The following is a 25,888-nucleotide window of genomic DNA, read 5'->3' on the forward strand; positions in this document are numbered from 1 at the left end:
CGCTCTCGTGCTAGCGGTACGCGAAGACGATGCATGGCGGTACATAGGCCACGTCGGCACCGGCTTCAGCCACCAGGCTCTGGAAGAGCTTCACGCCAAGCTCATGAAGCTCAAAACGGCAAAGTCGCCGTTCCCATCCAAGGTGAAGGATGAGCAGGTCACGACTTGGGTGCGTCCTGCGTTGGTCGCAGAAGTGAAGTTCGCGGAGTGGACCAGCAAGGGCGAGCTGCGCCAGCCGGTCTATCTCGGACTCCGGTCTGACAAAAAGGCCGCGGACGTCGTTCGCGAAAAGAGCTGGTCGCGAAAATAACTCCGAGACGAAGCGGACGACTTGGAATTCAGCCGGCTTCGCGCTCGGATGCCGAAGGCCATGGCGGCAGGGGCGGCAAGCCGAGAGCCTTGCGTACAGGTCCGAACGATTTTCGGTGTGCTGCGCATGCTCCGAGCCTTGCGAGCGCCTCATAATGAGCCGGCACCGGTAGCCCTTGTGATCCGCAAATCCGTAGCCGGGGTGTCGCACGTCGAGGGTCCGCATGACGGCGTCGCGCTCGACTTTCGCCAGGATGGAGGCGGCGGCGATGCTGGCGGACTTGGCGTCGCCTTTGATGATAGCCTGCTGAGGAATATCAATTTCCTTCAACCGCTTCGCATCGATCAGCAAGTGCTGCGGTGTCAGCCCTAGCCCCAGGACCGCGCGCTGCATGGCCTGGATGCCTGCCCAATAGATGTTGATCGCGTCGATCTCCTCGACCTCGACGAACGCCACACACCAACTGACTGCCTTTTCCTTGATCTCCTTTGCGAGTTCTTCGCGAGCCGCAGCGTCAAGTTTTTTTGAGTCGTCGATCCCAACTATCCGCGTGCCAGGTTTCAGGATCACGACGCCAGCAGAGACCGGCCCGGCGAGAGGGCTCATTCCAGCCTCATCCACGCCTGCCACGGCATGATGACCGCTTTCCCAGAGACAGGTCTCGCAGCGGAGCATCTTGCGGAGGCGCTGCCCCTCGGACCGATTTTCGAAACGACGTTTATCGATTGTAGCGAGGATGGCACGCGCTCCCGCACGGCTGTCGGCCCGCAAGATCTGCTCCACGCTGACCTCGAGCGGCCTTTTCTCGACCACATAGCGCTGACGCAACACGTCGAGTGAATATTCGATCATAGCGGCCTTTGAAGACTGACTGTAGGGGAGCGTGTCGGTGAACTTTGTGGCGATTGTCTGAAGTACCTATACCGCCTCATCGGCTGCGCAACGCCCTCTCGAAGGAACCGGCCGGCTCTCATCTGGACCCGATTCCGCGCCACCGGCACCGCGGCATCAGCCTCAGAGGAACCAACTCTTGTGTTCATCCCGAGCAGCGCCAGTACGTCATGCCAGCGACGGAGAAGAGGCGATGGCATGGTATCCACGCTAGCGGAGCGCCTTGTTAACCTCGTCGACGGCCCTATGCACCGTCGCTTCGGCTTCGCCGTCGTCGGCATTCCTGGCGCCGCGCACCGCCCGCCGGCTCACCATTAGCCTGTCGATGAGACGATCTCGCGTGACATTGTCGAGATTGGGATTGCCATCCGCCACAGCATTCCGCGAGCGACGAAGGAGTGGCCATCCGGCGTTACCGAATGCTTCACGACATACCCTATGCCGACTTCCGGTTCGGCTTGGCCGCCGGCTTCTTCGCCGCGGTCTCCTTCGCCGGCTTCTTGCCTGCGATCGGCATCAGCATTTCCTTCTGCCCAGCCGCCGCCTTGCGCGGCTTTTTGCCTGATTTCTTGGGTGCCTCTGGCGCGGCCGCGCCCTCTCTTCCGATGCTCTTTCTCAGGGCGTCCATCAGGTCCACCACGTTCTCTCCTCGAGGACGGGCTTTCGCGGTAATGGGTTTGCCGGCGCGCTTCTGATTGATGAGATCGATGAGGGCGGTTTCGTACTGGTCTTCGAACTTGTCGGGCTCGAAATGGCCCGCCTTCTGATTGACGATGTGTTTTGCGAGATCAAGCATGTCCTTGGTGACTTTGACATCCTGGATCTCGTCGAAATACTCCTTTTCGGAGCGGACTTCGTAGGGATAGCGCAGCAGCGTCCCCATCAACCCCTTGTCCAGGGGATCGAGCGCGATGATGTGCTCCCGATTGGTCAGGACCACGCGACCGATCGCGACCTTGTTCATCTCGCGGATCGTTTCGCGGATGACGGCGAAGGCGTCGTGGCCAACTTTCCCATCTGGCACCAGATAGTAGGGGCGGATCAGATACCGTGGGTCGATCTCGCTCCGATCGACGAACTCGTCGATCTCGATGGTTCGCGTCGATTCCAGCGCGACATTCTCGAGCTCCTCCTTGGTCACCTCGATGTAGGTATCGGTGTCGACCTTGTAGCCCTTGACGATGTCCTCGTTGTCGACCTCTTCGCCGGTGTCGGCGTCGACCTTGGCGTACTTGATCCTATGGCCGGTCTTTCGGTTCAGCTGGTTGAACGACACTTTTTCGGATTCCGAGATGGCCGGATAGAGCGCGACCGGACAAGTGACGAGGGAAAGACGCAGGAAGCCTTTCCAGTTAGCGCGCGGGGCCATGCCGGGGGAACTCCGATACTGATACCGGATTCAAGACGAACGACCGGGCTTGGTTCCGACATCCCGACCCGCCCCCATCGGAGGATTTTTCTCAGCGGCTGCCTAGTCGGACTCGACATTTGTTCTTGTTATGTTCTAATTCGGGCATGACCGACCGACCCGCGAGCTGGCGCATGCCGACCCCGAAACAAATGGAAAAACTGGCCGCTGAAGCCGGCCGTACGCGAGAGCCGTCCGCTGCGGGTCCAGATGCCCCCCTCCCGGCCGAATATTGGGAATCGATCCTCAAAGACTCTCGCGCCGGCGTGACTATGGCCCAGGCCCGACAGCGACGCCTTTCGGAAATTAAGCGCCACGTGCTCCGAGTCTCCTGCCGCCGCTGCGAGCGAACCGTGGAAATCCAGACCGCCGATGCCGTCCGCTTGTATGGCGCCAACGCAGTCTGGAAGGACGTGGCGCAGCGATTGCTCGACAACACCTCTCAGCAGCGTACCGGCAGGCATGAAGAAGACGGGTGCTGGCCAGCGTTCGAGACGCCGTAGTCGCTCCGGATTTGCCGATCCGATCTCTTTGCGCCTGGATGTCCGGATGGCCCCAAAGTATCACCCCACGCCGCTGTCGGGCGGCGATCGCAAGGCTCTGGCGAAAGAGCTCGGCAAGGCTCGCGCGATGGCTAGCATGCTGGCGAGCCAGTCGGCGGAGATGCGGGCCAAAGGTGAGGCGATGATCCAGCAAGCCGACAGGCTGCTTTGCGAAAGCTGGAACGAGCGGATGTGGAGTGACGGCGAACCGATCGATCCGTCACCGACCATCGACCAGGCTGTGAACGGAGGCTTTCCCTGGCTGGAGATCAGGTGCGCGCGCTGCAAGACACCGAGCGACGTCGACCTCGCGGCGATGAAGCACCCGCCGACCACCTTCGTGCACGATCTCGCCGGCCGGCTGCGCTGCCGCAAATGCGCCAAAGCGGGCCGGCGTCCATCCGCGACTCTGCTACAGTTGACGTGGCAGCCGCGTCACCCTCGAACCGAATCCTGACCGATGTGCAATCTCTATTCGATCACGACCAACCAAGCCGCGATCAGCGCGCTGTTCCGCGTCGTCAATCGATACGTTGGAAATCTGGCGCCGATGCCCGGGGTTTTTCCCGACTACAACGCACCGATCGTGCGTAACGGAGCTGAGGGCCGTGAACTCGCTACGGCGCGGTGGGGAATGCCATCATCATCAAAAGCGCTGATGGATGCCACGAAGAAGCGAGCCGAGAAGCTGCAGGCCAAGGGCAAGACGATCGATTTCAAGGAATTGCTCAGAATGGAGCCCGATGGCGGCACGACCAACATCCGCAATGTGAAGAGCAAACACTGGGCCCGCTGGCTCGGCGTCGAAAACCGCTGCGTGGTGCCTTTCAACTCGTTCAGCGAGTTCAACAAGGCTGAGGGCGGCGATATCTGGTTCGCGCTCGATGAGACTCGCCCCCTCGCCTGCTTCGCCGGCATCTGGACCAACTGGACGTCCCTCCGGAAGGTCAAGGAAGGTGAGACGAACAACGATCTCTTCGCGTTCCTCACAACAGAGCCCAACACCGAGGTCGGCACCATCCATCCGAAGGCGATGCCGGTGATCCTGACAACACCAGACGAAGTCGAGACCTGGATGGCGGCTCCTCCGGACGATGCCCTGAAGCTGCAGCGGCCGCTTCCGGACGGAACGCTCCGGGTCGTCGCCCGCGGCGTTAAGGAAGACCTGCTGGACACAGGATTTGAATGACGACCCTCAGACGTCGTCAATGCCTGATATATCGGATCGTTCAGGATGGCGGAGCGGCGCTATGCATGGACGTCCAAGTCGGAGAGTTTCAGATTGCTGCTAGCCGTCCCTGCGCTTCGTGGACTTCGGCATCTCTCCGACAAGCTTGCGGATGGTAAGGCCGATAAGACGTGATCATGGAGTGTGCGATCATCGGTACGGGTCGCGATCGCGGCAGGCGTGGTGGAAATACTGCAGCTCATTCGCGAGCTATGAATGCCGAATCTCGGCGGCGACCGAGTTATGAGGAGTGCCTCTTGACTGGTTTTCGCTCTTCTTGCTCGCACCTCAAAACACGCCCTGCAGAATGTGCGGAGCACAAGATCACGAAAGTTTCGAACGCGCGTGCTCGAAGCGTCGGAGGAAAGTGTCGGCGATCTTGTTGAGTTCAACAAACACGCCAATCTCCTTCCGAGGGCTCGCTTGAGACGAATTCGCCGACAGCCAATTCTGACTGCTTACGGCCAAAGCATCATCGTCCCAATACATGACCTCCGCGTGGAGTCTCGGCTGGAAGATCGGACGGATACGGACTCCCTGCCTCTCGAATTCATGGGTGAGTTCCGCCGCATCGATCCGCTGCAGCGTTTGGCGGCGGTTTCGGTCGCGTAGCGTTTCCGGTTTTGCAAGGAGACCGGGCATCATTCGCTTCTCAAGCCTTGAGATAGGGCACTGAGCGGCGGACCGGTTGATCGATCTTGCCGCCGCTTTCGATCTGCGCCCAGACGACGCCAGGCGGCGACGGCCAGCGAGCGATAGCAAGCGACGCGCTCTATCAGCTTTCCGATGGCGGGATGCCTTTCAAATATCATCCGGTCAGGGCCATTGGCACCTCTATCGTGTCGCTGATGCCTAAAAAACTTGCCTTTGTGATGTTCAGCGCAGCTATGCTGACTTGTTGGATACGAACCGATGCTTGAGCGCTTGAAAGCGGGCGACGGTCATTCTCCGACGGAGAGCGGGAAGGAGCGCCAACGGGCCATCGAGCGTACCGGCTGCGCCTATTCCGATGAAGAGCTCCTTCGGGCTTTGCGAGCAACCGACAGATTTTTGGATCAAGAATGATCGCTTGGAGGAATTGACCGCCATGTTGCCGACCGAATGCAAGATGCCCGACCTCGCACGGCTCTTGGCGTCCTCGATCGATCGTTCCTTCCTGATGAATCAACTCGTTGGTTCGGAGACGCGCTTTCCCGAAAAGATGCTTATCTATCGGCGAAACTTCCTCCGTCTCGCCGACAAGGTCGTTCGCGATTGTTCCGATGCGAGGAGCGCCGCGTTATTGATCATCGATAAGCAGAAGACCAGCACTCTCGGCATCGCTGACGGCCCGGCGATCATGAACATCATCACAAACAAGCTCGAAGATTGCATCATTACGTTACGAACGCTGTTCGATTATCTCGATCGCATCAAGAGCGACACGCCAGGCTTTCCGATTGACCGCTTGGTGAAACGACGGATCGAGGCGTTGAATGACACCATTATGGATGTGCGCGACCTCATCATTCCGCGAATTCGCTGAATATGAATTCCGAGCGGATGGAAGCTACGGAGCTACGCCGCAATCCGGCGCCTGAAGCGGTGAGCCTGCGAGCTTGATCCGAAGGCGGGATTAAACGCCGCCTTCGGGCTTGGCTTCCAGCTGCGCTTTCTCGATCATGGCGCGGGAGACAACTTTCTCCGGATCACGCTCCCGATAGCGCGTTGCGAATTCCTCGTCGCTGAGGTCGCCATCGCCATAGTCGGCATAGTCAAGGTGATGCCAGCCGCCCTGGCTGAGGTCCATGCCGTAGAGGGGCCCGATAAACCCGCTCCGCGGAATGACATAGGCACGGACGAACGGAACCGCCTCGTAGGCGCGCTTCACGAACTGGGCGCCGGGTGTGTGGTCGATGAACCAGGGCTGGAGGCCGAAATAACCGAACTGCTTTGCGATGATGGCATTCAGCCGCTGCAGCGCTGCGAGCGCGTCTTCGCGCAAGGAACGATAAGTGTCAGGATCGAAATGGATGGATCGGTTCCGAAGCTCGCCGAGCCTGAGAAATTCCGCGCCGACACCATCCACTAGGACCTTCCAGTCGGTCAGGACAGCAACGGCGAACGTCCAGTTGTCGAAGGAGTCCTTGCGATACACCTTGCGATAATGCTCGGAGGATTTGAAGCTGTCACGCAGGTCCAATACGAGGTGATTCAGAATGCGCTCCCCGAGCGCGCAGGCCGCGACCAGGGCCGGGTAATAGAGGCCGGCGACAAAGGACCGGCGCGCCTGCTCGTGGAATTGATTGTGATAGGCGAGCAGAGACATCGATTTTGGGCCGAGCTCCGTCACATTCTTGATGACGCTGTCGATCTGCGCCGAGCCGTATTGCTGCTCGAGCCGCTTGATCGCCTGCGCCCGGTTCTCCCGGTGATTTTGCTTGACCGGCTCGTCCCAGTGCTCTTCGGCTTCGGCAAGGCTCAAGGGCGTGGAGTCAAAATCAAACGAAAAGGGATGATAGCGGCGAAACCCACGATCGGCGAGATCCGCATGGGCGTCATGGTCGTAGACCCCGCGGGTCAAATCGGCGATTGTCTTGCGCATCGCCCATACTACGCCAGCCAATTCTCATGGGGACAGCGCAATCGCGACAGGCGCCGAGCCCAGACCGCCGAAAGGGACGAAGGCTGGCGTCACCGGATATGAGGTTTGGCAGCTTCCGCCCGCGAGAGCCGGGTTTTGGTGAGCGTGACGATGACAGCGCAGCCTGGGAAGGTGACTTGATGGAGCGCGTTGACCTCAATCCGGCGTTGGGCGGAGCATCTCGACGCGGGCGCCGTGGCTCTCCCGTCGCCGGCATTTAAGCCTCCGGTAGTCCGGGGACGCCCGATCGAGATGTGCGGCGCAGCCGCGAGATCGAAGAGCGCCCATGCGCGCGTGGAAAAGCCTGGGTCAAAGCTACGGAAATGATGCCAACTTCACGTTTAAGATCGACATGGTGGGACGAGCTGATTACGATTAGCTTGGTTGCAGCACCGCGCTGACGCTCAATGGAGTTGAGCGTACCTGCTTCGGGCATGGCTTCCGCGCGTTTGCTGATTTTGACGGACCATATGCCCGTTCTGAGTGACCCCATCATCACCGAGTTGCTTGGGAGTATTGAAGCCAACCGGCTCATGCTTCTTTGTGGCGCCGGACTGTCAATGCCGTCGCCGAGCAACCTTCTGCCCGCCTGGAGGGTCGCCAAGCTATGCTACGAAAGGAGGCGTGATATCGAGGTTCTGCCGGAAGCGCTCCGCTATGACCTTGACGCCTTGGCCGGTCATTTCCACGCGGCCGGTCATTTCAAGGACCAATTCTTGGGCCTTGTTCCCTGGGCCGAGTTGCTGGGCGCGCCCAATGCCGGGCATGCTGCCGTCTCCGATCTGCTGGTCGCGCGCGCGGCGCACTCGACGCTGTCGGCGAACTTCGACCCGTTGATCGAAATCTGGGCCAAGACACGGAAAATCGATCTGCGCGGTGCTTTGGATGGCGCGCAGGCTACCGAATATAGTGCCGCGACCAACCCTCTGCTCAAGTTTCATGGATGCCTCGACCGAGACAGGGATGCGACATTGTGGACGCAACGCCAACTCGGCGAAGCGAGCGTCCAGCAGCGCATCGAGAGCATCAAGCACTGGCTTTCCATCAATCTACCCGGCAAGGACTTGCTGATTGTGGGCTTCTGGACCGACTGGGGATATTTCAATGATGTCCTGGCCGATGCCATCGCTGTCGGCGGCATTGGGCGCGTGCTGGTCATCGATCCCGATTCGGCAGAGGGCCTTCAGCGAAAGGCACCGGGTCTCTGGGGCCATCTTACCGCCGGCACGCAGTTTTCTCATATTGTCGGCTCGGGCGACGAGGCCCTCGATCAATTGCGAACGGCCTTTTCGAAAGTGTGGGCCCGGCGGTTCTTCAGGCTTGCCCAGCCCATGGCGCCCGCGATTCCTGCTCCTGACCCCTCTGACTGGCTGGGTGATGAACTCTATGATCTGCGCAGGGACGCCGAAGGCGTCCCGTACAACCGGGCAGCCAGGCAGAAAGGGCCGACCCCTGAAGCCGCCCAGGCGGCCCTGGCTCATCTACTTTTGACACAGGCGAACGCGACACGGGAGGGGGCTTGGTATAGGCTTAACAACCAGACGATCCGGGTGGTCCAAGGTGGAGGCCAATCGTTGTCGACCGTGCGGGAGCGATACGACGAACCGTCCTCGCTCGCATCGCCCGACTACGTGATTTGTGCAGGCGCTGTCGATCTCAGCCTGCCTGCCAAGATCATCCCGGGGGGCGCAGGCGCGAGCGTGGTCCGTCCAACCAAAGGCGGAAGCGCAAAATGGCTTACACTTGATCAGGCCCGGGCGGAACTTGGAATATGACGGACTTGCTTTCGACGCTCCAGTTGGTTCTCAAAGACGGCGGATATCAATGCTGGCTGATGCCAGTGGAGCGCCGCGCCGGCGTGACGTTTGAAGACGATACCTTGATGGGATTTGGCTATGTCTTCGAGGATCCGCAATCTCTGATCGAGCAGTGGCGGGCGCAGGAGGCCGCTACCTTGAACCGCTATGCGTCCCGCTTTCGCGCGGCGAACGAGAAAGCTTGGAACATCTACTCGATTTTCCTTTGTGCCACCGCGGCTGAGGAGGAGCAGGCGCGAGTCATTCGGCAGATTGAAGAAGACCTCGACCGGACGCGCAAGATCGCCGCGTGTGGCGTAGGGACCGTTGATGAAGTCGTGACGGCGCTACTGCCCATCATGCCCCTTCAGTACCGCCCCACGCTCGAACAGGAAGACTACGCCGCCCGCTTGCGCCGCCGGATCGCTGACTTCGCCCCGGACGCGGCTGAAGCCGCTCTGAATGAAGACGTGCCGCCCGCGGACGTCATCGCGCTGCTAGGGACGAAATCATGAGGATCGAATTCGTCGAAATTGCAGGGTTTCGCGGATTCAAGGAGCGAACGCGCTTCGAGCTGCCTGCGGGTTTCGTTGTCCTAACCGGCCACAACGGCGCCGGTAAGAGTACCGTCTTGGACGCGATCGATTTCGCCCTCACCGGCTCGATCAACAAGTTCACGGTACGTAACGCGCGTGGCGGTGGACTTGAAGACCATATCTGGTGGATTGGCAGCGGCCAGGCCAAGGAGCATTTCGTCTCGATCGGATTCATCACGGATGATGGGGAACGCTTCACGGTCACGCGCACTCGTCGTGGGCTGGTTGATCAGGGGCCGACGGGCCTCGATCTCCTCTGCGGCGGCGACGGCGGACGGGTATCGGCCGAAACTCTGATGAAGACGACCCTGATCCGGGACGAGTCGATTGTCCGGCTAAGCGTAGATCAGTCGGAACAAGCCCGTTTCGAGGCCGTTCGTGAGGCCATTGGCGGGTTGGTCGGTCCCGACTTTTCGGACAGGGCGCAGGAAATTCTCGATGCCGCCGTCACCGCAAGGGACGAACAAAAGCGGCGCCTTGACAACGTGCAAGCGGAGCTTGGGCGGGCTTTAAGCTCGCTCACCGAGGCAAGGAGTGCAGCTGAGAAGTCACCGGACGTCGCCGAAGCGATGAAGACGCTCGAAGACATGAAGCTCTCCCTCCCCTCCGAAGGCGGTAACGATGCCTTACGGCAGATAGTCGCCGAGAGAAGGCAGCGTGTGGCGGAGCTGGACCGGCTGATCTCGCAGGCGTTCGATTTGAAGTACGTTCTGGACCGCGTTCGGTCGAGCGAGTGGGATGAAGAGCTTAAGGCGATGGAGCGCGGGCTTGCGTCGGCCGAAGAGCGCGCCTCGCTTGCGGAAGCGGGACTTGACGCAGCCGCGCGGGCTCTTGAGGCCGAACGCGAAAGCGACACCTTTGCCAGCCACCTTGCCGCACTTGTCGACCATGGCGCGCATCTTGGACTGCAGGATGGTCATTGCCCTCTTTGTGATGCCGTGCGCTCCAATGACGCGTTCGAGGCGGCGCTCGCCGCCGCGAGAACAAAACTCGCGGGCCGTGATGCGAGCCTTGCGCAGGCAACCGATGCCCTGCACGTGGCGGAACGCGCCTTGCAAGCGGAACGCACCCAAATCGAGGGCCTCCGCATCGACATCATGGGCGCCCAACAGCAACAAGCGGATGCCTTAAAGCGCCTCCAGGACATCACGACGTTGTTCGAAACCTTCCAATTCAAGGCGGATCCAGCTGAGCCCGAACTTGCGCAGATCGCTTTGCTGGACGATCAGGAAGAGATTGCTCGCATCGAGCGCGCCCTGTTCATTCTGGAAGCGTCAGGAGCCGCCGACCGTGTGGCAACCTGGCAGAACCGTGTCAACGGATTACGCACCAGCCTTGATGCCGAATCGACGAAGCATGCCGATGCCGAGCGGGCGGCATCGAAAGCGCGCGAGATCCAGACGGCTGCAAAAACAGTGGCTAACCAAATTTCCGCAGAACAATTCGATACCGTGATGCCGCTACTGCAAGAGCTTTACCGGCGACTCCGTCCCCATTCCGAGTGGCGCGAGATCGAATCCGACTTTGGCGGCAAGGTAAGAGGGACCCTGAACTTCACGGTCGGCAACGGACACAACGTGCAGTTCCTTTTCAGCAGCGGCCAACGGCGTGCCGCAGGCCTCGCGTTTCTTTTGTCGATCCATCTTTCCCGGCGCTGGTGCCAATGGCAGACCTTGTTGCTCGATGATCCGGTCCAGCACATCGACGATTACCGGGCGCTCAATCTCGTTGAGGTGTTGTCTGCAATCCGGCGCACCGGCCGGCAGGTCGTGGTTGCAGTCGAAAACCGAGCGCTGGCGGATGTCCTTTGTCACAAGCTGCGTAGTACCATCACGCAGCCGGGCCGCCGTTTCGATTTGACGATGTCGACATCGGGTTCCGGAAGCATTGCTGAGATCAGCGATATCGTCCCGATGCCGCGTGAAATACTGAGGCCGGCGCAAGCTTCTTAAGCTGAATCTCGTGCGCCGGTGAAGCCGCTCCGGCCAAGAGCTTCACGAGCGGGTCATTCATAAAAGCTGCGGTTATCGACCGAAACGTCGACGGTCTCCTTGATGATCTCGCTTGGCGACCGGACCTTTGATTTCACGCGCGCGGAGTAAGGATAGGAATCCGAGATCACGGCGCCCATGTCATTGCGCAGGTCTGAACCGGAGCCGTATTGAAGCTCGACATAGACGGTACCGTTCGCAACGATATTGATGAATTCCTCGTCCACGTTGAGTACGCGAACTTCGGAAACGTAATGGTCATCGACCGTTGTGTGCGTCGAAAGTTCGTCGAGTTCCTGGAGAGTCTCTGTCAAGAACGTATCGAAGACGGCATCGTGAATTTCGTCGGCTAGCTGTTTGTGAACTTCCTCCTGGCATTCGCGCGTCGCCGCGAATACGTCAAGAAGACCACTCAACGCGTCATCGACAAGCCTGCGGATTTCCTTGTCATCCGTCAGGATGGTTTCTTCGCGCACATGGGTGGCCCGATTCAACCTGTCCATAGCCTTGATCAGGGGGCGGCAAACCGCCTTGTGGTCAAGCTTGAGGGTGTTGGTCACGAAGTCGATTGGTAGGCCGCCCTGTACGATATAGATCGCTCGCTGCTGTCGCGTCGGGCCCTTGGTTTTGGGTTCCTGCTTGTACCAGCAGCACTTGGATACACGCGAATCCGGCGCGAGCGCGTGCAGGACGTGCCCGGCAACTTCGCGGATCGCCGCCGCGCAGAGATTGCCCCGGATCGGGTTTCTGCTTTCGCCAACCTGAAATGCGCCCGCAAGCACGGTAGCCGCGAAGTCGTCTTGAGGGATTTCGCGCAGGAAGGCGTCGCCGCGCTGGCGCAATTCTGGCCAGGAAGGCGGCGCTTGATTTTTGGCGCGATCGTCCATTTGTGCCTTAGGCAAGCATTGTCCTCGTTTGAGCTACCCTCGCGCTAACATCACGCGAGGAAAGGAGGCCGGGGAAAGTCTCTTGCGACATAGTGATCACAACAATTCATGCATCCGCGAATTCATTGTCAGACATTGAGCGTTTCCTTGGTCAATCCGAACAACTGGCTATGGCTCGCCTTTCGCATCCTAGCGTTCAGCGCTTCGACATTCGCAGAGGTGAGATTGTCTGTCGAAAATGCAGGCTCCTGATCGACCTCCGTCAACATAAGGGCGAGGTTCGGTGAAACAGGATAGTAGAAGCAAAGCTCATCCGGTGAACGAAGGCCGTCGCCATGCAAGTTTACGATTGGCTGGTCACCTGTGATGAATGGCACGTCTAAGCGGTTCTGCAACAGCACGAGCGTCCTCTTCTTCCTCTCAGCGAACAGGGTCAGACCAATGTTGAACGCGAACATATGAACGGCAATGTTCCAGATGCGGCTTAGATCTTGACCGTTTCGATCCATCACGCGCTCGACGGATCTCTCCTTTACACCCTTTGTCCGCATGTGTTGGGTGCAGATGAAGTGAAAAAATCGGATGCAGCGATCGTCGCCTGAGTAGAATGAGAGATCGCCTTTAAGTATTTCATCCAGAATCGGTAAGAATGAATTTTCGATGTTGAAATGATAGTCTTCGAGAGCATTTGTCTGATACTCGTCCAGCAGATCGTCTATCTGCTCGGTGTTTCCAAATAGCGCTCGGTTCTGTTTCACAAAGCGCGCCGGGAGCGTAAATTGCATCAAGAGATGTTCGTGATGGCGTTTTGCCAGCGGATGGGCCGGCTCGATAATGAGATTCTGTAGCAATCGAACGTCGGCAGCAGTCAATTTTTGCAGCTTGTAGAAGTCCCGCTCCACCGCAACATTGGCCGTATTCGTAGCAAATATCATGCCGCCTCTCAGGCAGTATATTTTGCCGTCGTGTGACCACGGCTTCAGGTAGCGCTGCCAAACATGGTGCTGCCTCCTCTTTTTCATTGCATTCAACGACCTCTGATCCGCCACACGCTGGCAGCGGAGTGTAGGGCCATGGGATGTCTAAACATCGTTGGACCGCAGGCGCGTCACGATCGCCTCGGCGGTTTGCGCCGGCGACCAAGACGCAATGTCGATGTAGCCGTCGATGCCAAACAAGCCGGGTACTGGCGTCTGGTCGAGGCGCATAAGCATCACCGTTGCGTCGCGGCGCTGCTTGATGATGTCGCGGATCGCCCGCCATTCAAGGCCACACCACTCTTTGGCACTGTAGTCACCACACAAGAACGCGACGATCAGGTCGGAATTGTCGTGATAAATACGCTGCAACAGCACATCTAAGTTCGGCCGCGCCAGCTCCGCCACATAGTCATTGTCATAGAACACCGAATTCTGCCCGAGTTCGCTCTTCAAATGTTCGGCGACCGCCAAGACGAACGGGCGGCTTTCGCCTGGAAATGAAAGAGCAACTCGGAACCGCCGCGTATCAATTGCTGCCGAGATGGGTGCTTTGCGCTTCGGCTTGGCAAGCATCGCATCAATAGCCGATAGGGACGCAGCGTAAGGATCAAGGCCAATCTTCGCCTCCATCAGGTATCGGGGATGCGTTCGGCCAAGGTGGTGCAAGAGATGATTGAGCCAAATCGCCAAACGATTGCTGTTGCTGCAGGATATCGGCTTGCCCGTCGTGGACGGGGGAAGGTTCGACGCGAAATCAGCGATGACTTGGGTCTTGATCCGGTCGCACTCTTTCTCTGAAAAGAGGTTGGCGGCCCTCTGCGCCATGCGAATAAAGTGCGCTGTCGGCTCGCCTTCCAGCAACGCATAGCAGGAGAACTGGCAGCCCCTTAAGCCCGCCATGGCGAAATCGCTTGCTTGCATATTGTCGTATAACCGGCTGGTCTCATCGTCAGAGCCATCTTACTGACCATAGTACTGCCAGAGCACAATCTGGTGATTGGGCTTTCTGAATGTCCGGTCCGTCGGAATAGCCTCTTGGGAAAAATACAAAATCGATAGCGAGAGATCCGGAAACTTCCCGGCCTCTTCCTCGAATGCCTTTTGAAGCCTTATCAGTTCTGGTCGTTTTCCGGGCGGCGGCATGGAAGGGATGTAATGAGTGTGGTTAGGTTTTCAGAAGGCAACTTGGAACGTAACTGGGATCCTGATACTCGAACAACTGGATCCTTCCGATCGAAGTAAGCTGCTGGCCAAGAAAGACCGAAAGTGCGAACGGCCCATAGAAGAACAGCCTGGTCATGCGGAGCTGACGGACCTTCAGCAGCTTGCCAAGCTCTTCCCGGACGGCCATTGCCATAGCAACGGCGTCGCCATCGCCGCCGATTGATTGCGCTCCCTGGCTCGGCGGTGCCATGAATACGAAAGCATTGGGCGTCTGACCGGTGGACTCAACGTACCGCATGACATCCGTGCCGCCATCGCCCCGAATATTCAGACCAAGAACGAGGTCGGTGCCGTTTGGGTCGGCCTCCGTGATTTCGGTCTGCAAGACGTAACCGGGCGTTGGCGTTGCATCCGAGCGCCAAAACTCCTTCGCCGGCGGTTGCGGTATTTCGAACTTCCAGCTGCCGACCGCCGGGAACGTTGCGCCGAGAGCTATGCCGGTTGTGAGGGTACATTTTCCGCGTAACCGTATGGTACGCACGGCGCCCGCTGCCATAATCTGCTTCCGCAAGGCATCGAGTTGTGGGACAAGGTCATTCGTCCAGGCATCGGGCGAAGGCACTTTTCGCGACCCGCGGTGAAAGAGAGGCGTCCAGTCCAACTCGTAGTCCGCTGGCGGTGCGAATGCTTCCTTCGTCCAGTTGTGGACCCAAAGCGTAACGCTGGCTTCTGCGGACAAGTCGGCGAGGACCGCAGAACGCAACAAAGTCTCGAGCGACGACTTGTCCAAGACGACGCCTTTGCTGGCGCCGATCTTGCGCAGCAACGCATCGTAAGCGGGCAGAACCATCGCTCGAATCTTACTCGCGAATTCAGGGTGGTCGAGGATCCGGCCGATGAAGTGATCAAGCGCTTTCTCATCGTGCGCCAGATAGCCATAGCCGACGTCAATGAAAACTTTCGCGTGGATGAAGGCGATGTCCTCGTCGCTAAGACCCACGTTCCGCATGCGCTCGTCAATGTCGTGTTGAGTCTGCGCGAGTGCCGAAGGTTCGTCGTCGTAAAAGGGCTTGGCGTTTCGGAAGCGTGAAAGTCCCGTTTCAACGGGCCGCATCTGCGGCGAAAGACTTGGACAGGCCAGACGGAATTCCTGATAGACGTCTGGCATGTCCGCTTCAAAACCACGAAACGCCGCGATGACCTCCTTGAATTCGGCGGGCGCTACGTCGTGGTCTTTGGTCTGGATGTGCTTTCGGCGCGACTTTCCGTTTTCAAGATAACGGATGTCGATGTCGCCTGTGCCTTCCGTGAAGAGCTGATGAAAGGTGCCATCCTGTAGCCAGATCGGCAGGTGGCACACCGTGTAGCGGGTCTGGAAATCAAAGCCCTTACCAGCGTTAATTCCGCCCATCGCCTCCGGCGAGAGGAGCGATCCCTTATCATCGGGCGATCCGGAGGTGATTTTGGCCATTCGCTTTTCCGCCTAGTAATTGTCGCCGCGCGGTCTCGGTACCACCGCATCAGCCATTATCAACTCCGAGCCGATTGTGCGTCATGCAGTCTCACGAGATCGGGAATTTAGGACCAAACAATGCTCGCCAAGCCTTTAGTGAGTCGCCCTGGCGCCCTTTGCGACTCAGATCAATAGCAAACGCGGCATCCCGTTCGGCTGCACGCAGCAGCGTACGCGCGCGCTCCTTTCGGGCCTGGTCCATGCCATCGCTAATCGGCGGCCCCAATCCTGCCGGATCCGGCCATGTGTCGAAGATGCGATCGGCAAGCGTCGCGAAGAAGCCTTGAATCTCGCGGTCGAAGCTCCCACCGAAGCCGCCGTGAAGCACTTCGAGGGCCATCACCTCGATCAAGAACGACGGCTTCACCGGCTTTTCGCCGTGCTTGGGGTTGTTGTTCCAATACTTTACCATGCGCACGAGGCCCTTCCACTCGCTGGAATAGGCTTGATGAGCCGTTGTGGCTTTTTCAGCATGGGTCTTGGGATTGGTCTTGATCCACCTGCCGAGATCGTTATCCGGAATCTCGTAATCGCTACCGGCCTCAAAGGCGGGCACGGCGTCCACGCTCATAATCCGGTAGTCCGTGTTGTCGTCCGCGTCGACATGCACACCAAAGTCGATGTTGATCGACCGGCCTTGCTTCTTCGCAGCTTTATCTCCGTATTTCTCGACTAGCGCGTTCTGGAAGTCGGTGAGCACGACTGAAGGCGACTTGGAACGATAGTCGTGCTTGTTCGGGTTAAGCACAAAAAAGATATCGACGTCCTTGAGCGGCTTAGTCTTGGTCCAGCGCGCGTAGGAACCAGTCAGGAAGTCGCTGCTGATGGAAAACTTGGTGTCCAGATAGTTACGGACCTCCTTTTCACGGGAGGACGCATTGTCCTGTTCGCGCTGGTTCAGCTCCAGCTTGCTCTTGAACTTGCGGAACGCTTCGTTGGTCGTGAGCATCAGGCCCTCCTCAAATACGACGTGCTACCGCTAAGCCCGCTATGCTCGACAGTCGTCCCCACGCTTTGGCGAATCATACCTTCGGTAGACCGCACGGTCCCCTTGCCCCATCCGGCGATGTCGTGCCGGCCCGGTTTGTTTTGTAGCCACAGCTCGTACTTCGCTTCGCTCGGCGCCAGCCCGGCTTTGCGAATTGCGTATTTGAGCGCTTCCGTGTCGGTCCAGAAGCTCCCATCGCCACCGGTCCAGCTATAGGAAATCTCAATCTTCCATTGGAACAGGAGCTGGCCATCCTTGGGGTTATAGATGTCAAGCATCACGCTTTGGAGATCGCCCGACTGCAGCCAGCCATTGATCCCGCGCATATACAAGTCCCAGTCCTCAACAAACGCGGCCGGGTCGAGCCCGCTGAGGCGAATGATATCTTTGAGGCTTTTGAGGATATTTTCGGCCACGTAAGTAACCGAATGCGTGTAGGAGTAAACGGATACGGCGACTGCGGTCATGACAGCAATCCCTTGAGGTCAGGCACAAGCGAGACCTGTGCGGCCACCGCCGTCGGCTCGTCTTGGTCAGCGGCGACGGTGGCGTTGAGTTCACGCGCGGTGATACGCGAGCTGTGCTTTTTGAGCGCACGCTGGACCCAATCGAGCTCATCGGGATCGCACGGCAAGGAAACCGCCCAATCGCCCTTCAGGGCATCGTAGCCGAGCGCGGCTTCGTTCGCGTCCGAGCCATCCACGGCATCAGCATCGAAAAGGCAATAAACGCGTGTGCGTGGCCCGTCGCAGGTTGCGACGATTGCGTGATCCTTCGGCGACCGATCCGAGATGATACTGGCAGCGACGCCCACAACATCCAGCAATTCCTTGCGTGCGGGGTGCGTAGCGCTAGGCGCCAGCAGGTCGACGACCGCATGCCAGGTCTTGGTAGAATCGCGCGCCGGTGTGCTGACAAAGGTACGGCGGTAAACGGTGCTCATGGGGGGTCAGCGCTCCGCGGCCATACGGCTCGTCTTCGCGGCTTTGGCAGCCGCGAGGATTTGCGCGAGCGTCAAGTTCCCGGGCGCGGTAGCCGTTTCGAGGTTCGTGGCGATGGCGCTCCCCACAATCTTCCGGATCGCCCGGCCATCCAGGCCGACGCATGCCGCTGCGCAGTCCGCAAATCCCGGCGCGTTCACCAGCTTGCCGATCGCGGGGTAAACGGCGCCGAGGCCGGTGAGGCAATCCTTCAGGATGTCGGCGCAGGCCTCCTTGTTCGGGAGCGGGATTTCGAGGATCAGGTCGCAGCGGGAGGTAAACGCGCTATCAACCGCACGCGGGAAGTTGCTCGTTGCGACGAACAGGAGGTTCGGATAGCGCTCGGCAAGCGCATCCAGTTGCACCAGCACCGCGTCGGTAGCGCGGTGCACGTCGACCGGGTTGGCATCCATGCTCAACTTGGCACGATCGGCGGCAAGGGTCTCGACTTCATCTAGGAGCACAACCACCGGCCCGCCGGCGGCGGCTTCGGCGATGGCTTGCGCGAACAACTCGGTCACGGCCCGCTGGCTCTTTCCGAGCGAGGAACTCGCGAGCTGGTGCGGCTCGACCTCCATCAGCCGGAACTTGTCGTTGGGGAACGCTTTGGCCACGCGGTGCGCGAGGCCGCGTGCCAGCGAGGTCTTGCCCGTGCCGGGCGGCCCCACCAGGAGAATAACGCCGTGCAGCGGCAGCACGTTGCGGCTGACTTTGCTCCGCATCGAGAAATTCAGGACGGCCTGCGCCAACAGCTTCTGCTTGACGGCCGGATCAAGGATGATCGACGTCCAAAGGGCCCCGAGCCGGTCGTCGGGGAGAGGAAGAATGCGCTGGATTCCCTTGGGCAGCTCGATTTCGGCGGCGAGAACTTTCAATTGGGCCGTCACGTTTACCTCCAGTTGCGGTTGCGGGTTCTCGCAAGCGCGAGGCCCCAGTTGGGTGTCGCCAACCCGGCGCGGGTCAGCCCAAGGCTCGTATTGGCGCATAACTCGAATTACCCGTTCCCAACAAATCTGCTGGCAACCATAAATCGCGAGTTCTCGATTCGCAAGACTTGCCAACAGATTTGCTGGCATGTATCGTCGGCCTAGTGTGCACCGGACCTTGGGAGCGCATAAAATGCCTGCCAGTTCAGTCCCTTAGATGCCATCGACGTACAGATTCAATCCCGGCTTTCAATCGGACGAAGAGTCCGTTCAGAACTTCATTGTCCGCAAGGCAGACCTCGCTCAAGTTCTCGGACCGCTTCGGGAGGGGGCGACAATCCCGCCTCGCGTGATGGTCGTGGCGCCGCGCGGCGCCGGCAAAACCACCCTGTGCCGCCGCGTCTTGGCAGAAGTAAATCGTGATCCGGCCCTTCGCGCGCGCTGGCATCCGGTCTTCTTCGGCGAAGAGAGCTACGCCATTACAACGCCGGGCGAATTCTTTCTCGAATGCCTTTTTCACCTTCAGGATCGGTCGGATGATCGAACCATGAAGGACGCCTATGAGAAGGCCTTATCTCACCAAAGTGAGAAAGAGCTGCTCGATATCGCGCTGAGGACGCTGCGCACTTTTTCAAAGCGCATCGGAAAGCGCCTTTTGATTATCGTTGAAAATTTCCAGACCATCCTCGACGATCAAATTGGTTCTGGCGCCAAGGATTTGCTGAGGCGCCTCTCCGACACAGATTGTTTCGGTGTACTCGCAACATCGGTGTCTCAACTCCTCACCGAAGAAAACGTCGCCCTGCCGACAGATTTCCTACGTCTGGATTTGAAGCCTCTCTCGCGCGAAGAGTGCCGCGCGCTTTGGAACGCGCTCACGCAGCAAGACATAAAGACAGAGCGCATTCGCCCCCTGGAAATTCTAACCGGCGGCAGTCCGCGCCTACTTCACATTCTCGCAGAGTTTATGCGATCGCCTTCGCTTCATAATTTGATGGAAAACTTAAATTTCCTTATCGATCAGAATACCGAATATTTCAAAAGCCAACTCGATCGCCTTCCACCGACTGAGCGAAAGATTTTTGCCGCGCTTTTAGAAGCGTGGGATCCTTCGACTGCAAAACAAGTTTCGGATGCCGCTCGCGTGACGACGAATACGGCATCGGCGATGCTTTCACGTCTGACAGAACGTGGTGCCGTCATAAAGAGCCCTGGATACGGCAAGTCGGCTCTCTATTCAGCGTCCGAGCGCCTCTTCAACATTTACTACCTTATGCGGCGTCGGAGCCACCCCTCCAGTCGCGTACGTGCGCTCGTATCGTTCATGACGGACTACTACGATCGAGATGAGCTTATCGATACGGCCACCACGCTCGCCCGTGAAGCTTGCTCGGTTGGCCCCGATAGCCGAATGGATTACCACGCTTTTTATGATGCCATTCTTGCACGTGCACCGGTTTTGGTCCGCACGAGCATTTTGGAGCGAACGCCTCCGGACTTTCTAACTTCTTTCACGGCGCATCAAAAAACAACCGCGGAAAGCGCCCGAGCGAATGCAGCGCTACCTGCAACGGAATCTAGGGGCGTCGACAACGCCTTACAGGCACTTCTAGTCAGGGCTGAACAATCCGCGGACGATGGCGACCTTCAGAAGGCCATTGAGCTTTACTCCGAAGCTACTCAACTTCGTCCAGAGGCTGTTGCGCCCTGGATGAAGCTTGCTGTTTTATACATAAGCGAAGACCGCGCTGAGGAAGCGATCAAAGCATCTGAGGAAGTCATCCGGCTACGCCCCAAGAATCCGTGGGGCCCCACGATCAAAGGCATGGCTCACGTTATCGACGGCGAGACAGATTTGGCCGAAACCTCTTTTGAGATGGCTCTCGATATTGAACCTGAGTATGGCATGGCAATTGCGGAGCTAGCCGCGATTAAGGAAGAAAAGGGCCAGCGCCAATTGGCGCTTCAACTTTATGAAAAGGCCACCACGCTCGACGCCCTGACCGACACGACTCGCGCCGGTTATGCACGTGTCTTGCAGGAGGAGAATCGCGGCAGGGAAGCTGAAGAATTATTGCGCGTGGCTATCGACGAAGACGAGGAATTCGTAAGCCGACGGGCGCTCGTCGAACTGCTGAGCGATAGTGGTCGGCAGCAGGAAGGTTTCGATGTGCTTCGTCGTGTCGCCAACCGGTCGCAGGATTGGCGCCATTGGGCGGACCTTGGTTCCTTCGTCCTTGCGCGGGATGGTCGCGACGAAGATGCTGCCGAGGCGCTCGCGAAATCCATCGCGCTCGGCGCAGAAGATCCTATGGTGTTCGTTAGTTATGCCCGTGCGTTGCAACGGAGCGGCGAACCGCCCGCACGAATCGTTGATGTAGCAAAGGAGCTCGTCGAGCGGCTCCACGACAATCGCGATGCGTGGACAAGTGCGGGCTTTCTTGCGAGCGCGGCTGGCGACAAGGCGCTCGCGGAGGTCTACGCGCGTAAGGCAATCAATATTGTTGACGATGCGCACGGCTGGCTCACGTTGGCCGTACTCCTCCAGGAACAGCCCAAGCGTTCCTCTGAAGCAGAAGAGGCCTTCCGAAAGGCCGTTGTGCTTGCTCAAAAAGATCGCTTCTGCTCGCCCGTGCGCCTACTTGCCGAATTTCTCGTCCATCGGGGCGAAGAAACTGCCGCGCAAGAGGAAATTTCGAAGTGGTTTGCTGGCGATACACGCTGCTACTGCTGCTCCGTACTTGAGGGCGACATTGCGGCACGAAGTGGTAACTCGGACAGCGCGAGACGTGCCTATCGAAGCGCCCTCGAACAACGTGAGGATGGCGTTCACGCGCTTACCGGCCTGTCGCGCTTCGTAGACCGGGAAGAGGGTGAAGAGCTTATCGCTCGCGCAATGGCATCTGATCCGTCCGATCACCGCTGCTTGCTTGCGCGTGCGCGCCTGCGGCAGGACGACCTAGAGAGTCAGATTGAAGACGCGTCGGAAGCAATACGTTTGTCATCCTCCTACGCAGAGGCTCATCTTTTTCTAGCGCGGACATTGCTCGGCCATAACGAGGCAAATCGAGCCCAGACGCATCTGGAACTTGCTTTGAAAGAGCTGCCTCAGCAGCGCGAGCTTACTCCCATGTTCGTAGACGCGGCCATGGCTGTGGCCGAGGCTGGCCACGGAGATCGCGTAAGGAGCATTCTTGAGAATGACGAGTTTGGGTCAACCATGGAACCTTTGATTGTCGCATTGAGGATCAAGCGCGGTGATACTCCCATTGTGGCCAAGGAAGTGATGGAAGTCGCCATGGACATCGCGAACAATGCGCCAACTTCGAAGCGTATAGCAGCCAAGCTCAATCCCAATTGAAACTCGTGACTGAGCATGCGCGCGAAGCCTTCGAATCTCGGATGGTTTGGGTAAGACGGCGGAGATGAGGGCGGGCCTGGGCGAAACGTGATGTCGCTTTGGTTCGCGAGCTCACGATACACGTTTTAGGCGCTGCAGTTCTGGTTCTCCTTGCTTCGGTTGCCACAAAAAGAGCTTCGATCGCCGAACCGTCACCGCTCCTTTGTCCGCAGAGGATCGCCGTACACGCTCATGGCCATGCAATCACGGAGCTCCGAGCTGAACGTGTCCCGGACGCGAGCATTGGCATCGAACGCAGCATCGATCACCGGCGCACCCGCGTCCCAGGCCTTGAGGAAGGTGGGGAGCCAGTAGCGCGCTCCTGTGGCGTTAGCCCCTCGGGAGTAAACTGTCGCAAGTCGATGCCACGATGGTTTATTTCCTCGATGGCATCGCCGAAACTTCTCACATAACCCAAGTGCTCTTCCTGCGAAGGCATCGTCCAACTGCCATGGGAGAGCAAGGCGCTGAAGCCGACACAGTGGTGGAAGTGAACCATCAACTGTCGATTTGTGAGCGGGCGCAGATGCGGATTGCGCCTATAAGCGAGTTTCCAGGCTTCATGGGGCGGCATCTGGGGCGAAACATCGACGACGCTCGCAAATCCGTCGGGGCGGCCTGAGACGGCAGCACCGCCAGTTCTGAATTCCGACCAGCGCTGCAGGATGCGATCAACGATCGCTATCTTCCAGTATTGCTCGATAGCCGGCGCGCATACGATGTGCGCGATGGCGAAGGCAATTCTACCGTCGGGAAGCTTTTGCGCGTGCTTTTCCGAGATGTAGAGCACCGCATCGATATCGGGAAACCTCACGCCTTGAGGGGATGGCTGCCGTAGTTTCTGCTGAACGGCGTAGATGACGACGTCTGGACTGAATTCATCAATCTTCGAGTTGAGAAGCAGGCATATCGAGACGGAGTTTTTGCGGGGATTGCGCCTGCGATAACCCTCGAACTGATCATTCGCCTTGCTGAGATGGGTTTCAAGGGTTCGCGCAAGCTTGCTGACAATGGCAGAGGCAATTTCCCTCCCATTGCTGAATTGATTGAGGTCGAGCCGCCTTTTCCCGTAAAAGAAGGGCACCTCATCTGCAGGCACCCGGCCTTTGTAGGTTTCGTTGATCCTTTCATTCTGCTCGGTCTCAAGATGCTTCATCTCGATCAGCACCAGGTCTCGATAGCAGGCAAAGTCCGGAAACTTTCCGCGCTTGGCTTCTTCGTCTTTATTGTCGTCCAAGGATAGCCCGTGAAGATGGTGGACGACAAAATGCGCGAAAGCGGCGGGCAGATCGGACGGGCCGCCGGTTCGTTCGATATGAATGGACATGCGGCGAACCTATAAGAGTCGCTTCTCGTCCCAAAGCCCCAGTTCACGAGCCAGATTGCTGCCACTTGGCGGCTAGCATTGCGCGGATCGAACTTGGCGGCGGCGGGAATATCCTTCGCGCGGTGCGCATCAGATCGGGGAACCAGTCGTGCGTACGTCCCCGGATATTCTAGCCGGAAAGGCTAAGCCAAGCCGGCTGCAAGATTTCTCAAGGAGGCTTGATTCCAAGTCTTTTCAAAGGCTTATTTTGCCTAAGGGCGCAAGTTAATGGATTTTCAGGCCTTGGCATATTATATTGAGCGTGAGGAGTGAGCCGATGCCTGTCCCACGTTCCAACCGCCCGCATTTTACGGCCCGTGTGATCCGGGGGCTGGCGAGCGCCAATAATGTGGCAGTCGTTGTGTCATCAAACGATATGTTTGCTCAACATGTCACCCGGCTCTCCGGCGATGACGTCACGTTTGACGATGTCGAAAATACCATCGTCGCCTTGCAGCGGGCGGGCATCCTGAGCCGCGTCCAGGCCGTGCGCCTGCAGGCGCGCTATCTGCGCGAAAACCGCCCGTGACGTTCGATCCGTTCGGGGATTTTGCGACACGCGGCTATTTGCGCAACGTCGCCAAGGCCAAAGATCCGGAAATCGTTCAGCGCCTCCTGCATAACTCTTTCCTGACCGGTATCGACGCCGCGTTGAAGCATCTCAAGGCGCAGAAATCTCTAAGCTACGCCGACGTCCTGCAAACACACAAAACGCTCTTCGAGGCGGTGTTCCCGTGGGCCGGAGGGGATCGCCACGCAAATGCGTCCCATATCTTTGTGAAGAAGGGCTCCGTTATCTTCGCCCATCCCAACGATATTCGCAAAGCCATCGACTACGCGCTTGAGAAGGGACAGGACAAAGCGTTCATGGCGGAGAAGCCGGGCGAAGTCATGGGCTATCTCGCCTATGGTCATCCCTTCCTCGACGGCAACGGCCGCACGATCATGCTGATCCATGCGGAGCTTGCGCGCCGCGCGGGCATCGGTATCGATTGGGCCGCCACCGATAAGGATCAATACCTCGCCGCCCTGACGCAGGAGCTCGAAGAACCTGGCAAAGGTAAGCTCGATGCTTACCTGAAGCCGTTCATCCGCAAGGGCTCCGAGATGAAGGACGTTGGAGACGCCATCAAGGCCGCGCCGGGCCTTGACGGCAGCAACGCGGATGCGGTCGCGGGCGAGACGAGCGACCCGGCGCTCAAGGCACAATACGAAGCGCAAGAACTCAAGCGCCAGGGCGGGGAAGGCTCCGCGCAGAAGGCTGACTCGCCTTAGACGCACTTGTGGTCCGTTACAAATATCAATAGCAGTTGTTTGGCGACCACATGAAAGTGCTGGCAGTCCCTTCTCTCAACGCGTCGTGCGTAGGTGGGTGATTGCGTCTTCGATGAGCGCCAGGACACGCTCGCCGCTGTCGGCAAAAATCACGCCGAGCTCGCGGTCGCCATGCTCCGGGATAGGCTCCTCCCAGACTTCCACCTGTCCAGCGGCCTTTCGTTTCCCGGCATTTTCTTCCAGAAGACGGCCCCATTGCATAAACGCGCACCATTCCAGGTAAAGATCGCTCTCCCGGGGCAGCCTGTTACGCGCGATGACGCTGTTGCGATCGGAATCCATTGATCGGCGGTGTACAGGAGGCCGCCGACGACACCGGCAAAGATCACAAACGTGATCAGAAAGAAGAGAAAGAGCCTCCACATAGCATCACTGACAGGTACCATTGATGCAAAGACAGAGATCATGCGCGCATGATTTGTTGCAAAGGACGCCCTTGGTCGGACATTCGGTTGTCCCTTGGCTCAGCTTCTTGGGCAGCCATTTGTAGACCATGCAGTTCTGGCCTCGCCGGACGCAATCCGGATAGGTGATGTCGGACACGATTACTTTCTTGAACGCACCCTGCTCGGGGCTTGTAGGGTCCGGAACGGCAAAAACGCCGCTGCCCTTGTCGCCCGGCTTCTGTCCATCAAGGGCTTCATCGGAGGTCTGGTTCTCGCCTAAAGACATGTGTGGGTCTCCCTGAGCGTTGTGAGGGCCTAGACGGCAGCGTATGGCACCTTATTCCTCGCTGATATTGAACGATGCGCCATGACTATCGAAATACTTCCACGGCTGGCCGTCCTTAAAGACAAGCGCATCCAATCCCGTTGCCGTGTTTCGTGCATCCTGCTCGCTGGACACGACCACATGGAGGTTTTTGAATGTGTCCGACGGTGCATCTAAGGTGTAGATTACGAATGAAGACATGTCGTACGTTCATGATGGTGAGATGGTCGAAGAGACGGGCGTCGGAAGTTTT

At 58.5% G+C, this 25,888-nt stretch carries 26 protein-coding genes and 2 pseudogenes; 12 read left to right on the forward strand and 16 right to left on the reverse strand.

Annotated elements, in window-relative coordinates:
- A pseudogene (locus tag GGD66_RS38595) lies at window positions 1–310 on the forward strand (DNA ligase); the annotation flags it as partial.
- Between the two features lie 28 nt (window positions 311–338).
- Here the strand turns inward: GGD66_RS38595 and GGD66_RS38600 are convergent.
- Both GGD66_RS38600 and GGD66_RS38605 read right to left on the reverse strand, forming a co-directional pair.
- Window positions 339–1,162 (reverse strand): annotated as a pseudogene (locus GGD66_RS38600) (ribonuclease HII).
- A gap of 475 nt (window positions 1,163–1,637) precedes the next feature.
- Window positions 1,638–2,570 (reverse strand): Ku protein, encoded by a 933-nt coding sequence (locus GGD66_RS38605; protein ID WP_183261779.1) that lies wholly within the window; start codon window positions 2,568–2,570, stop codon window positions 1,638–1,640.
- A 146-nt stretch (window positions 2,571–2,716) separates the two neighbouring features.
- Between GGD66_RS38605 and GGD66_RS38610 the strand changes: the two genes are divergently transcribed.
- Genes GGD66_RS38610 through GGD66_RS38620 form a run of 3 tightly spaced genes read left to right on the forward strand, consistent with a single transcriptional unit; the run spans window position 2,717 to window position 4,340 of the window.
- Window positions 2,717–3,112, forward strand: coding sequence for a hypothetical protein (locus GGD66_RS38610; RefSeq protein WP_183261781.1), 396 nt, complete (start codon window positions 2,717–2,719; stop codon window positions 3,110–3,112).
- Between the two features lie 46 nt (window positions 3,113–3,158).
- Window positions 3,159–3,608, forward strand: coding sequence for a hypothetical protein (locus GGD66_RS38615; protein ID WP_183261783.1), 450 nt, complete (start codon window positions 3,159–3,161; stop codon window positions 3,606–3,608).
- Between the two features lie 3 nt (window positions 3,609–3,611).
- The gene (locus GGD66_RS38620; RefSeq protein WP_183261785.1) at window positions 3,612–4,340 is read left to right on the forward strand and encodes an SOS response-associated peptidase; all 729 of its coding nucleotides are present in this window, start codon (window positions 3,612–3,614) and stop codon (window positions 4,338–4,340) included.
- A 363-nt stretch (window positions 4,341–4,703) separates the two neighbouring features.
- On the opposite strand, the gene GGD66_RS38625 is transcribed toward GGD66_RS38620, so the two are convergent.
- Window positions 4,704–5,024, reverse strand: a complete 321-nt coding sequence (locus GGD66_RS38625) for a phospholipase D-like domain-containing protein (protein WP_183261787.1) — start codon at window positions 5,022–5,024, stop codon at window positions 4,704–4,706.
- 53 nt (window positions 5,025–5,077) lie between these two features.
- Here GGD66_RS38625 and GGD66_RS38630 point away from each other — a divergent pair, with 53 nt between their 5' ends.
- Together GGD66_RS38630 and GGD66_RS38635 are read left to right on the forward strand one after the other, a co-directional pair.
- Window positions 5,078–5,299 carry a hypothetical protein gene (locus GGD66_RS38630; RefSeq protein WP_183261789.1) on the forward strand — a complete coding sequence of 74 codons (222 nt, stop codon included), beginning with the start codon at window positions 5,078–5,080 and terminating at the stop codon, window positions 5,297–5,299.
- A gap of 149 nt (window positions 5,300–5,448) precedes the next feature.
- Window positions 5,449–5,904 carry a hypothetical protein gene (locus tag GGD66_RS38635; protein WP_183261791.1) on the forward strand — a complete coding sequence of 152 codons (456 nt, stop codon included), beginning with the start codon at window positions 5,449–5,451 and terminating at the stop codon, window positions 5,902–5,904.
- A 90-nt stretch (window positions 5,905–5,994) separates the two neighbouring features.
- Here the strand turns inward: GGD66_RS38635 and GGD66_RS38640 are convergent, their stop codons facing one another.
- Window positions 5,995–6,963, reverse strand: a complete 969-nt coding sequence (locus GGD66_RS38640) for a hypothetical protein (protein ID WP_183261793.1) — start codon at window positions 6,961–6,963, stop codon at window positions 5,995–5,997.
- 446 nt (window positions 6,964–7,409) lie between these two features.
- On the opposite strand from GGD66_RS38640, the gene GGD66_RS38645 reads away from it, so the two are divergent.
- From GGD66_RS38645 to GGD66_RS38655, 3 genes are read left to right on the forward strand one after another with little or no spacing between them, the layout of a single operon-like run.
- Window positions 7,410–8,777, forward strand: a complete 1,368-nt coding sequence (locus GGD66_RS38645) for an SIR2 family protein (RefSeq protein WP_183261795.1) — start codon at window positions 7,410–7,412, stop codon at window positions 8,775–8,777.
- The gene (locus GGD66_RS38650; RefSeq protein ID WP_139859087.1) at window positions 8,774–9,313 is read left to right on the forward strand and encodes a hypothetical protein; all 540 of its coding nucleotides are present in this window, start codon (window positions 8,774–8,776) and stop codon (window positions 9,311–9,313) included. The genes GGD66_RS38645 and GGD66_RS38650 overlap by 4 nt, the downstream gene beginning before the upstream one ends.
- A complete protein-coding gene (locus GGD66_RS38655) occupies window positions 9,310–11,346 on the forward strand; it encodes an AAA family ATPase (RefSeq protein WP_183261796.1) in 2,037 nt (678 codons plus the stop codon). The genes GGD66_RS38650 and GGD66_RS38655 overlap by 4 nt, the downstream gene beginning before the upstream one ends.
- A 53-nt stretch (window positions 11,347–11,399) precedes the next feature.
- Here the strand turns inward: GGD66_RS38655 and GGD66_RS38660 are convergent, their stop codons facing one another.
- The 8 genes from GGD66_RS38660 to GGD66_RS38695 all read right to left on the reverse strand — a co-directional run bounded on the left by GGD66_RS38660 (window position 11,400) and on the right by GGD66_RS38695 (window position 18,784).
- A complete protein-coding gene (locus GGD66_RS38660; RefSeq protein WP_183261799.1) occupies window positions 11,400–12,272 on the reverse strand; it encodes a hypothetical protein in 873 nt (290 codons plus the stop codon).
- 128 nt (window positions 12,273–12,400) lie between these two features.
- Window positions 12,401–13,294: a DUF4238 domain-containing protein gene (locus GGD66_RS38665; protein WP_246789182.1), complete on the reverse strand. Its 894-nt coding sequence runs from the start codon at window positions 13,292–13,294 to the stop codon at window positions 12,401–12,403.
- Window positions 13,295–13,354: 60 nt separating this feature from the next.
- On the reverse strand, window positions 13,355–14,173 hold the full coding sequence (locus GGD66_RS38670) for a toll/interleukin-1 receptor domain-containing protein (protein WP_183261804.1): 819 nt from the start codon (window positions 14,171–14,173) through the stop codon (window positions 13,355–13,357).
- A gap of 244 nt (window positions 14,174–14,417) precedes the next feature.
- A complete protein-coding gene (locus GGD66_RS38675) occupies window positions 14,418–15,887 on the reverse strand; it encodes a dsDNA nuclease domain-containing protein (RefSeq protein ID WP_183261806.1) in 1,470 nt (489 codons plus the stop codon).
- Window positions 15,888–15,978: 91 nt separating this feature from the next.
- Complete coding sequence (locus GGD66_RS38680; RefSeq protein WP_183261808.1) at window positions 15,979–16,878, reverse strand: CBASS oligonucleotide cyclase; 900 nt, start codon at window positions 16,876–16,878, stop codon at window positions 15,979–15,981.
- A complete protein-coding gene (locus GGD66_RS38685) occupies window positions 16,878–17,384 on the reverse strand; it encodes an HORMA domain containing protein (protein ID WP_183261810.1) in 507 nt (168 codons plus the stop codon). The genes GGD66_RS38680 and GGD66_RS38685 overlap by 1 nt, the downstream gene beginning before the upstream one ends.
- Window positions 17,381–17,860, reverse strand: a complete 480-nt coding sequence (locus GGD66_RS38690; RefSeq protein WP_183261812.1) for a hypothetical protein — start codon at window positions 17,858–17,860, stop codon at window positions 17,381–17,383. Before GGD66_RS38690 ends, GGD66_RS38685 begins: the two co-directional genes overlap by 4 nt.
- Window positions 17,861–17,866: 6 nt before the next feature.
- A complete protein-coding gene (locus tag GGD66_RS38695; protein WP_312014226.1) occupies window positions 17,867–18,784 on the reverse strand; it encodes an AAA family ATPase in 918 nt (305 codons plus the stop codon).
- 256 nt (window positions 18,785–19,040) lie between these two features.
- On the opposite strand from GGD66_RS38695, the gene GGD66_RS38700 reads away from it, so the two are divergent.
- Window positions 19,041–22,184, forward strand: coding sequence for a tetratricopeptide repeat protein (locus GGD66_RS38700; RefSeq protein WP_183261815.1), 3,144 nt, complete (start codon window positions 19,041–19,043; stop codon window positions 22,182–22,184).
- Window positions 22,185–22,488: 304 nt separating this feature from the next.
- On the opposite strand, the gene GGD66_RS38705 is transcribed toward GGD66_RS38700, so the two are convergent.
- The gene (locus tag GGD66_RS38705) at window positions 22,489–23,550 is read right to left on the reverse strand and encodes a hypothetical protein (protein ID WP_183261817.1); all 1,062 of its coding nucleotides are present in this window, start codon (window positions 23,548–23,550) and stop codon (window positions 22,489–22,491) included.
- 316 nt (window positions 23,551–23,866) lie between these two features.
- Between GGD66_RS38705 and GGD66_RS38710 the strand changes: the two genes are divergently transcribed.
- Both GGD66_RS38710 and GGD66_RS38715 read left to right on the forward strand, forming a co-directional pair.
- Entirely contained in the window at window positions 23,867–24,118 is a 252-nt protein-coding gene (locus GGD66_RS38710) for a hypothetical protein (RefSeq protein WP_183261819.1), read from the forward strand.
- A complete protein-coding gene (locus tag GGD66_RS38715; protein WP_183261821.1) occupies window positions 24,115–24,864 on the forward strand; it encodes a Fic family protein in 750 nt (249 codons plus the stop codon). The genes GGD66_RS38710 and GGD66_RS38715 overlap by 4 nt, the downstream gene beginning before the upstream one ends.
- A 75-nt stretch (window positions 24,865–24,939) precedes the next feature.
- Here the strand turns inward: GGD66_RS38715 and GGD66_RS38720 are convergent, their stop codons facing one another.
- From GGD66_RS38720 to GGD66_RS38730, 3 genes are all read right to left on the reverse strand, one after another.
- Window positions 24,940–25,206, reverse strand: a complete 267-nt coding sequence (locus GGD66_RS38720) for a hypothetical protein (RefSeq protein ID WP_183261824.1) — start codon at window positions 25,204–25,206, stop codon at window positions 24,940–24,942.
- Window positions 25,207–25,293: 87 nt separating this feature from the next.
- Entirely contained in the window at window positions 25,294–25,596 is a 303-nt protein-coding gene (locus GGD66_RS38725; protein WP_183261826.1) for a hypothetical protein, read from the reverse strand.
- A gap of 51 nt (window positions 25,597–25,647) precedes the next feature.
- Window positions 25,648–25,836, reverse strand: coding sequence for a hypothetical protein (locus GGD66_RS38730; RefSeq protein ID WP_183261828.1), 189 nt, complete (start codon window positions 25,834–25,836; stop codon window positions 25,648–25,650).
- Window positions 25,837–25,888: the final 52 nt, after the last annotated feature.

Source organism: Bradyrhizobium sp. CIR48 (genome assembly GCF_014198315.1).
In the GTDB taxonomy this organism is placed as follows: domain Bacteria; phylum Pseudomonadota; class Alphaproteobacteria; order Rhizobiales; family Xanthobacteraceae; genus Bradyrhizobium.